Source organism: Chamaesiphon polymorphus CCALA 037 (genome assembly GCF_003003845.1).
GTDB classification, from domain to species: Bacteria; Cyanobacteriota; Cyanobacteriia; order Cyanobacteriales; family Chamaesiphonaceae; genus Chamaesiphon; species Chamaesiphon polymorphus.
Genome location: NZ_PVWO01000256.1, coordinates 1 through 8038 on the forward strand (window position 1 = coordinate 1; position 8038 = coordinate 8038).

The window sequence follows — 8038 nt, forward strand, 5'->3', positions numbered from 1 at the left end:
ATGTAGAGAGGGTTGTTTAATAGCTTACTTGCATGATAGCCGCGATCGGTAGTGCTATTATTTTCCGGCTGTGGACGACTTAGACTCGGCAAAATAGACAGTCAGCCCCGAAACCCTCATCTTCAGTGGTTTCCAGTGCGGATCGCTAGCCGAGGGAGTCACACCATCTCCTGAGACCGCCTCCAAATCTTTGGGAAACCTTTGAGCCGCCAATCGATCGGGACTGACAAACATCATCAAGCCACGATACCTCGCTTGGATGGCGGGAGAAAGCCCGACTACTTGATTACCATAGTCCCAACCCAAGCCTGTAATCTTAAACTCGCCCAAAACTTGGCGCAATTTGCTCAAACTCGTCCCAATGCCGATTCCTTCTGCTGTTTTCCAAGTGAAATCGTCGATAATTACATGTAGTGGCTGAATTTTTTTGGCATCTTTCCAGGCGACTGTGACAGACCGATTTTTACCTAATCTAACCAGCGTACCAGAAAATACAACTAGTCCTTCTGGCCCATAAACTTTAGTCCCTGTCAGTCGCTGTTTGCCATAGATTTTTACCAGATCCGCATAGGTAGTTTTGGCGGTAATTGCACCCGCGCGTTTGCCAGGAACGATGAGGGTATCGAGTGCTGTAGGTGCTAACGATCGAGTCTGGGGTGCAATTTTGGTTGGTGGGGTAGTCGCGATCGCATTCATCCCAGTTGCCATCCAACATAGACTCGCAGACACCAGCACGATGTTTGTCAGCCGACAGGGCAGGATCGATCTCATCACACTCATAAAAATACTTTAGTCTAGCTAAAACTAGTGTCACAATTGGGAATAATGATCCCATATACATCCAAAATTTCGCTCTTGTCCAGCCAAAATCTGCTGGAAACATTGCTCGTTGACGAACTAGCTAAATAAATGAGTCCGCTGATGGCGGACTCAGCAATCCGATCGGCAGTACCTACCGCTTCGGTCATAACTAGCAACCTGAGTGAATAGCTAGATCTACACCTGCGTAATTCATTTTTCCTGAAACATCTTCTACCCAAATCTATAAATATGTCCGAACTCGATATTAATTTACCCAGTACCCGCCAAATTCAAGGAGCGATCAAAGATAAGATTGAGGTTTCCATCAAATTAGTGACTGGCGATGTGTTTGCAGGCAGAATTGTCTGGCAAGATCCCGATTGTTTATTTTTTACCGATGCTAACGATCGCAAAACACTCATCTACCGTCATGCGATCGCCTACATTCAGCACCAATAGTTCGATCGTCGATTGTGGATTGTGGATTGTGGAGGATGGGGTTTCAATCTCCAATCTCACAACCTCACATCTTGCACCAGTACAAAATGACTGATAAAAATAGCCTTAAAACTTACTCGTAAGTGCTAAAACTGTTCACTGTTCACTGTTCACTGTTCACTAAAAACTAGTAACTCTGTTTTGGTGCAAGATGTGAGTCCACTCATCCACCCATCCACCCATCCACCCCTCTAGCTCCCAACTAAGCGTAAATAAGCCGTCGCTAAAGCATCGGCGTCGCCGACGTTGCCGGGGAAAAGGACGACGGGGAGGTTGGGAAATTGAGGATGGTTGGTGGATGTGACGATCGCCGAACAGCCGGGGAGGATCTGGCCGATCGATCGAGCTGTGGACAAGGCTAATCCCTTGCTGAGGGTGTCATTAGAGGTAATTCCACCTTTACTAATCAAAAAGCCAATATCGTGGGGTAGAGAGCGAATAATGTCCATCAGGAGTGCGGATACTGCTTCACCAAATTGCAGTCTGGTTTGAATGCTGTTGAAGGTGAGTTCTTGGCGGCTGGTGTAGATGGCGGGAGTGTCCCCAGTGGCATGAATATTATCGATTCGATCGCGGATCGAGGCCAATAATCCCGCTCTAATCGAGGCATTATCGCCGACTAGTTGGGAAATATCAATTTCCACGCCGACAATCCCTGGAGCTTCAAGCAGTTTTGCTAATTGATCGGTGGTTTTTTGGACGTGGGAACCGACGATAATTGCCCCTGATTTGCCATCGCGGACGTATGTAGACATATCTGTCGCGGGGATGGGTTGGGGGCCTAAATTGGCAAGCGAAGTCAAGATACTGGCACCGCTGCGAAACAGAAATTTTTTGCCCTGACTGACAGCAGTGAGAATATCTGCTGCAAATCGATCGAAATCGGCTTGGCGTTCGCCATCGACGACGCAACAACGATTGCGCTCCAACTGCATCAAGCGATCTAAACTACCACTCCGCACCTCAGCGAGCAAAAATTGTACCACGCGATCGGCAGGAATTTGACCTTGAGTTTTTTCGGCAACATAATCGGGTAAGTAACTATGACTGAACGCAAATACCGAATCGCGAGCGAATTCAGTCTTGTGGACTGGGGTTTCGACACCATCTACTAGCAGATAATGAATGCTATCGCGCGTAATTCTGCCGCCTTCAAAAAAGGCTGGCATCAAGAAATGAGCGTCAAAACCGCCCAATTCGGCAGCAATGACATCCGTTTCGATCGGGTAATGTCCGCGCAAGGTAGAATCCGACCTACTGACGATGATAAAGTCATCGATCTGAGTTTCGGCTAAGGCGACCTTCAAATTTTGACAGACTTCGGTGGTAACTGCGGCAGCGCGATCGGGTGCGAGTGCGCGCGTATTTGTCAAAATGAAGAAAATCGGCACGGTATCGGCCAACCCTAACTTCAATGTTGGTACATCCCACTGCGTTAAGAGCAGACAACTATGAACCGTCTGCGATCCGGTAGGGTCGTCATCGAGAACAATGATTTTCGATCGATCTGTCATAGTTAATTACCGATTGAAGAAGTTTGTGTGTGTCATCAATATAACCAACTTGTTGGCGATCCGCACGAGCGTTGAAACTGCTCGGGTCGTTCAAAGTCGAGCCGATCCAATCGCACGTTTATTGTCGATCGATCCCCAACGATTGCTCAGTTAGCTCTTAGTTAAACCCTTCATTATTTAATCAGATAACATGTCAAAAAACTTATGGTATGCCGTCGAGTTTTGTAATGCGATCGGCACCAGCCCCAAATTAATAAAAATTCTCGATCGAGAAATAGTATTGTATCGGACAGCCGACGGTCGCATTCAGGCGATCGATAATAATTGCATCCATCGTGGTGCAGCTCTTGCCAATGGCTGGCTCGAAAACGACTGTATCGTCTGTCCCTATCATGGCTGGCAATATCGAACTGATGGGACTTGTAGCAAAATCCCATCTCAAGCCGCTACCGCCACGATCCCCAAGTCAGCAAAAATGACTGTGTATCCCGTTGGCGAAAAATATGGGTGGATTTGGTTATTTTTAAGCGATGGTGCGGCTGAAGAAATCCCCACTCTCCCCAACTTTCCACAGCTCGAATCTGGCACAATACGATCGATTCAAGGTGAGTTTCATTGGAATGCAAATTACGAGCGCGTCCTCGAAAATGGCCTGGATTTTGCTCACGCACCGTTCGTTCATGCGGGAGCTTTTGGCAATCCCGATCGACCAGAAATCGAAGATTTACAAATCGAAAATTATCCAGATGGTGCTAGTGCGACAGTATATTTAGCTGCGATACCTCCGAAAGGTTTATGGAAATTTTTAGTCAGAGGCGAACGCGCACCAATTAAAACTCGCACGGGTTTTTTCTTGCCCAACCTGACATTCTTAGAAGTTTATTTACCATTCGGCCAATTAACAATTTGGACGGCACACGTCCCGATCGATCTGCATACCACCGTCAGTAAATGGATTAATTTTCGGAGCTTTTTTACAGGTAAATGGGCAGATGGCGATGCCTATAAGCGCACGATTAAAATATTCGAGCAAGACCAGCCGATCGTCGAATCCCAACGTCCCCAAATTATCCCCACCGATGTCAATGCCGAATTGTATGTAGCTGCTGATGTGCTGCAATTACAGTATCGAAAACTCCGTCAGCCATCAATCTAGCCGATCGCTATCTTTACTGCTGCGATCTATCTCACAAATCTAAAATTCAAATTAAGATTTTTATCTAATGGTCAATTTTGGTGTTGAAGCCTAAATTTTCGTGACGTAGATTACAGTCGCTGCTAATCTGCGTGCCATAATTAAACTAAGAAGCTTAAAGATAAAGTAACTATATGTAAATAGAAGGAGGAGCAACGAGGATGTTTGAAAAAGTAGTTTTGGCGGTCGCGCTTGCTTGCTCGCTCTATTTAAATATTCAATTCAAGCCACCACAAAAAACGATCGAGGTGGGGACAATTTACTCGATCGAAACAGTACAAGAATGCGTACAATTAGTACCGATAATGGTATAAAAGATAGCTAACTTAATTGTGAGTTTATCTAATCGATATTTCAGGTGATGATGATGTGTCCCAATAATAGTGCTGGCAAGCGATCGAGTGCAGTGAATGTCGATAAATAATGCAAGAGGAAGAGTAGTCTTCCTTTTTTTGTGCGTCGATCGAGCCTACCGTTGGAGCGAGATGATGCTCGGTCGAAAGATAGATTTAAATAAACACTATCTATGGTTTTATTTATGGTTATTAACTAATCTCAATTAAAGCTCGAGCAACTGTAACAACAACACTGGTGTTGTTGGGTTGAGGTACAAAACCCAACCTACTCACAATTCACAATTCACTATCCCCTATCCACTATTTACTATTCACTCTAAGCTCGGTAGATTAAATGTTAAATAATTCAATCGATATTTTAGTGCTGAATGCTGGGTCGAGCAGTTTTAAATCTAGATTGTATCGATTGACACAAGACAACTTGCCCTTAGAGCCAGTCATACCATTATGGACGGGAGAAATCGAATGGAGTTCCTCTGATACGGCAATATTAAAGGCCAAAACTACGGATGATGCGATCGAAGAAGAACGAACGCAAGCTAATCGAACGGCAGATATCCACGACTTATTAGGGTGGCTGAGTAAGGGCAAAACCCAGGTAATTCAAGATATCACCCAGATCGATATCGTCGGCAATCGGATCGTCCACGGGGGCGAAAAATATCGTCAACCGACCTTTATTACAGCCGAAGTCAAAGCCGAAATCGATCGATTATCGATCTACGCACCGCTACACAATCCTGCTAATCTGATGGGCATCGACGCGATCGAATCGTTATCCCCGAATATCCCCCAACTAGCCGTATTCGATACGGCTTTTTATCGGGATTTACCAGAAGTAGCGTATGTTTATCCCGTACCTTATCAATGGTTAGAGCGGGGGATTAGAAAGTATGGTTTTCATGGTATTAGCCATGAGTATTGTACCCGTCGTGCAGCAGAGCTATTAGGGTACGATCTCCAGGACTTACGCTTAATTAGTTGTCATTTGGGTAATGGTTGCTCCCTGGCTGCGGTAGCAGGCGGACGATGTATCGAGACGACGATGGGATTTACACCGCTGGATGGATTGATGATGGGGACGCGGTGCGGCTCGATCGATCCAGGGATAATTCTCCATTTAGTACGCGAAGGAGAATATACAATTGAAGAACTCGATCGAGCATTAAATTTTGAGTCGGGTTTATTAGGCGTTTCCGGAGTATCTAACGATCTGCGCGAGATCGATAAAGCCATCACTTCCGGTAACCAGCGCGCCAAATTAGCCCTGGATATGTATATCGATCGACTTACCGCCAGAATTGCGGCTCTAGTGCCAGCTTTAGGCGGTGTAGATGCCCTAATTTTCACTGGCGGAGTCGGCGAACATCAGGCCGGAATTCGGGCTGCTGTGGCGACAAAATTAGCTTTCTTGGGTGTAGAAATCGACCCAGATTTCAATAATACTTCCATCCCACCCGATCGCGATTTAGCCACCGATCGATCGTCAGTTAGATTGCTTGCCATTCACACCCAAGAAGAGTGGCAAATCGCTACAGCTTGCTGGCAATATTTAATCGATCGTAATACCTAAATTTCTAATAGAGACTTTGAAGTACTCCATTCCAAAGATCTAATCAGCAAGTCATCCAACTCGTCTGCTGTCATGCTCACCAGTCTGGCTTCGATTTCTGGTGAAACCTGGCCAAATTTAGCCGATAAGAGTTTTTTTGCTGTTTCCAGTTTGCCTCTAGCTTCGCCTCTAGCTTCGCCTTCGGCTTGGAGTTCTTTAACGCGCTTTTGATAAGCAGGTTCTCGTTGCAAAATGCTCATGGTATTTATTTCTTGTAGATCGAGCGATGCGGTTGTTGTGAGTCCTTGAATATGGATGCAGTATTCGTTACATGCTGAAATTATATCATTGGCCAGCGGTAGGTCGGGAGACAACCGATCGATGTCGCGATAGGCTTTCAATACGGTGTCGGGATTGTTACTCAGCAGCTTGAGCAACATTGTATCTTCTGAATAAGCAAGCTTTTCTAAGACAACAATACCAATCCCTGTTTGCGGATCTAATCTGTAGACATGTTTGCCAAAAATTGGATCGGGTTCGGCACGAGTGCGATGTAGTAAGTTATTGCCGCATTGAGATGTCAAGATCCAAGTAAAAGGCATGTCTGGGGATAGAGGAGTTGGTAGATTTGCCGTGTTTTTATCCAAGCGCAAATCTCCAGAACGCTCGGTGCGGGTATCGTTCTCACCATACCAATAAACTTGTTTGCGAAAAATGCAACTATCGATATGTTCGGGTTTGAGGTAGCGGCTGTAGTGTTCGACGATGATGGTGGGATGAATTTTCATCATCCGTCCTAACATGCCTAAGAGTTGCTCTTGGCGAGGATTGATGGGATTGGGATTGGTTAAGCTTTTGTAGAAGATGTCAATGAAGAGTTCTTCTTTGAGTCTGACTGCTCGTTGGGTGTCTTCAATTTGGGCGGGAAACAGGAGCGGGAATATTGCTTTGACGAATTTATCATGAGGATGGTGGGGTTTATCTGTCATGTGGAAGCGGGAGCGTTCGGGCACTACATTATAATATTAACGATCGATCTAGTTGAGTTTTCACGATCGAGTAGTATATTAAATGCGATCGCTAAGATCGGAGCGATCGCGATCGAGTAACATCACAGAGGCTATCGAGCTAGCTAATAAATAGCGATCGAACTTACCGAAATCGATCGATTGGAGAATAGATTTAAATCCCTACTCCGTCTTTATTTGAAGCGGTGGGTACTGCCCACTCTACAGCTCTTCCTACTTATTTATGGACAAGAATTGCACGCAATATATGATAATTAAAGTGAAGTCAGTCAAAAAATATAAAAGTTTGAATGGATTAAGAATTAAGTCGTTATGAATAAGGCTAATAACTTTTATTCCAGATTGGAAATATCTTGCGACTCAAACATGACCTTTCTTGACTTCATGAAAGAAAAGTGTTTGCAAGTAAAGGATGATAGCTATTTTGATGATATCGAAGACTATGTTATATATGCAAAAGAGTTCGACAACCTTGATTCTGTTATAGACTGTATCTATGAGATAGAGAAAACTTGGAAAAATTCAAATAAAAAAGAAACTTTATGGGTTGATGGGGTTACAGAATACGAACGATGCAATTCCATCATGATTTACAACCAATGGAAGAATCATTTGACAATCAATATATATCTCGATCGATGGATGCTATCTGGAATATCGAGTCTTACAAATGAATGGAAAGAAAATTTGAAAAATGCCAAGGGAGAAATAAATCGAATATATTCTAAAGTAGTAGAATGGAAAAGTAATGACGAAAGCGAATTCATTTCAAGGCAAAAAGCATGTTCTTTGCTGAAAAAATGGCTGCGAACAAATGACTGGGAGGGTGATTTTGACCATAAGGAATATTGTAATTATCGGCATGAATATTACTATATTTACAACAAAACTACCTTGCAAGATGATTTCTTCAGTAATGATGATACAGTCCCTTTTTAATGAAGCCCGATTGCGCCACTACAAAATATAACTTCTACTAGAGCTTGCTGGCAATATCTAATTGATCGTGCTTAACGAAGTCGGGTAAGGTTCGAGCGTCGCCGCTCTCCCCTCCCCTAAGAACCGGACTTGAGACTTTCGCACTCATCCGGCTC

9 protein-coding genes are annotated in these 8038 nt (G+C 44.3%); 5 read left to right on the top strand and 4 right to left on the bottom strand.

The genetic code is table 11. The annotated features are described in order from the left end of the window. Positions 1-57: 57 nt before the first annotated feature. Together C7B77_RS18035 and C7B77_RS30115 are read right to left on the bottom strand one after the other, a co-directional pair. A complete protein-coding gene (locus tag C7B77_RS18035) occupies positions 58-771 on the bottom strand; it encodes a hypothetical protein (RefSeq protein WP_146138385.1) in 714 nt (237 codons plus the stop codon). A gap of 23 nt (positions 772-794) precedes the next feature. Beyond that, positions 795-968: a hypothetical protein gene (locus tag C7B77_RS30115; protein ID WP_181243908.1), complete on the bottom strand. Its 174-nt coding sequence runs from the start codon at positions 966-968 to the stop codon at positions 795-797. A gap of 82 nt (positions 969-1050) precedes the next feature. On the opposite strand from C7B77_RS30115, the gene C7B77_RS18040 reads away from it, so the two are divergent. Then, positions 1051-1260, top strand: coding sequence for an Hfq-related RNA-binding protein (locus C7B77_RS18040; RefSeq protein ID WP_106307855.1), 210 nt, complete (start codon positions 1051-1053; stop codon positions 1258-1260). 230 nt (positions 1261-1490) lie between these two features. Here the strand turns inward: C7B77_RS18040 and C7B77_RS18045 are convergent, their stop codons facing one another. Further along, on the bottom strand, positions 1491-2813 hold the full coding sequence (locus C7B77_RS18045; protein WP_106307858.1) for a four-carbon acid sugar kinase family protein: 1323 nt from the start codon (positions 2811-2813) through the stop codon (positions 1491-1493). Between the two features lie 190 nt (positions 2814-3003). Between C7B77_RS18045 and C7B77_RS18050 the strand changes: the two genes are divergently transcribed. The 3 genes from C7B77_RS18050 to C7B77_RS18055 all read left to right on the top strand — a co-directional run bounded on the left by C7B77_RS18050 (position 3004) and on the right by C7B77_RS18055 (position 5937). Continuing rightward, positions 3004-3969 carry an aromatic ring-hydroxylating dioxygenase subunit alpha gene (locus tag C7B77_RS18050; RefSeq protein ID WP_106307861.1) on the top strand — a complete coding sequence of 322 codons (966 nt, stop codon included), beginning with the start codon at positions 3004-3006 and terminating at the stop codon, positions 3967-3969. Between the two features lie 200 nt (positions 3970-4169). Then, on the top strand, positions 4170-4322 hold the full coding sequence (locus C7B77_RS30120) for a hypothetical protein (RefSeq protein ID WP_181243909.1): 153 nt from the start codon (positions 4170-4172) through the stop codon (positions 4320-4322). Between the two features lie 376 nt (positions 4323-4698). After that, positions 4699-5937 (top strand): acetate/propionate family kinase, encoded by a 1239-nt coding sequence (locus C7B77_RS18055; protein ID WP_106307864.1) that lies wholly within the window; start codon positions 4699-4701, stop codon positions 5935-5937. Here the strand turns inward: C7B77_RS18055 and C7B77_RS18060 are convergent. Then, a complete protein-coding gene (locus C7B77_RS18060) occupies positions 5934-6905 on the bottom strand; it encodes a hypothetical protein (protein ID WP_106307867.1) in 972 nt (323 codons plus the stop codon). The genes C7B77_RS18055 and C7B77_RS18060 overlap by 4 nt on opposite strands. 351 nt (positions 6906-7256) lie before the next feature. Here C7B77_RS18060 and C7B77_RS18065 point away from each other — a divergent pair, with 351 nt between their 5' ends. Further along, positions 7257-7883, top strand: a complete 627-nt coding sequence (locus C7B77_RS18065; protein ID WP_146138387.1) for a hypothetical protein — start codon at positions 7257-7259, stop codon at positions 7881-7883. Positions 7884-8038: the final 155 nt, after the last annotated feature.

Excerpts from the sequence above, each read along its gene's own strand:
- C7B77_RS18035 (WP_146138385.1), bottom strand. The coding sequence starts at position 771 with ATGAGATCGATCCTGCCCTGTCGGCTGACAAACATCGTGCTGGTGTCT.
- C7B77_RS30115 (WP_181243908.1), bottom strand. The coding sequence starts at position 968 with ATGACCGAAGCGGTAGGTACTGCCGATCGGATTGCTGAGTCCGCCATC.
- C7B77_RS18040 (WP_106307855.1), top strand. The coding sequence starts at position 1,051 with ATGTCCGAACTCGATATTAATTTACCCAGTACCCGCCAAATTCAAGGA.
- C7B77_RS18045 (WP_106307858.1), bottom strand. The coding sequence starts at position 2,813 with ATGACAGATCGATCGAAAATCATTGTTCTCGATGACGACCCTACCGGA.
- C7B77_RS18050 (WP_106307861.1), top strand. The coding sequence starts at position 3,004 with ATGTCAAAAAACTTATGGTATGCCGTCGAGTTTTGTAATGCGATCGGC.
- C7B77_RS30120 (WP_181243909.1), top strand. The coding sequence starts at position 4,170 with ATGTTTGAAAAAGTAGTTTTGGCGGTCGCGCTTGCTTGCTCGCTCTAT.
- C7B77_RS18055 (WP_106307864.1), top strand. The coding sequence starts at position 4,699 with ATGTTAAATAATTCAATCGATATTTTAGTGCTGAATGCTGGGTCGAGC.
- C7B77_RS18060 (WP_106307867.1), bottom strand. The coding sequence starts at position 6,905 with ATGACAGATAAACCCCACCATCCTCATGATAAATTCGTCAAAGCAATA.
- C7B77_RS18065 (WP_146138387.1), top strand. The coding sequence starts at position 7,257 with ATGAATAAGGCTAATAACTTTTATTCCAGATTGGAAATATCTTGCGAC.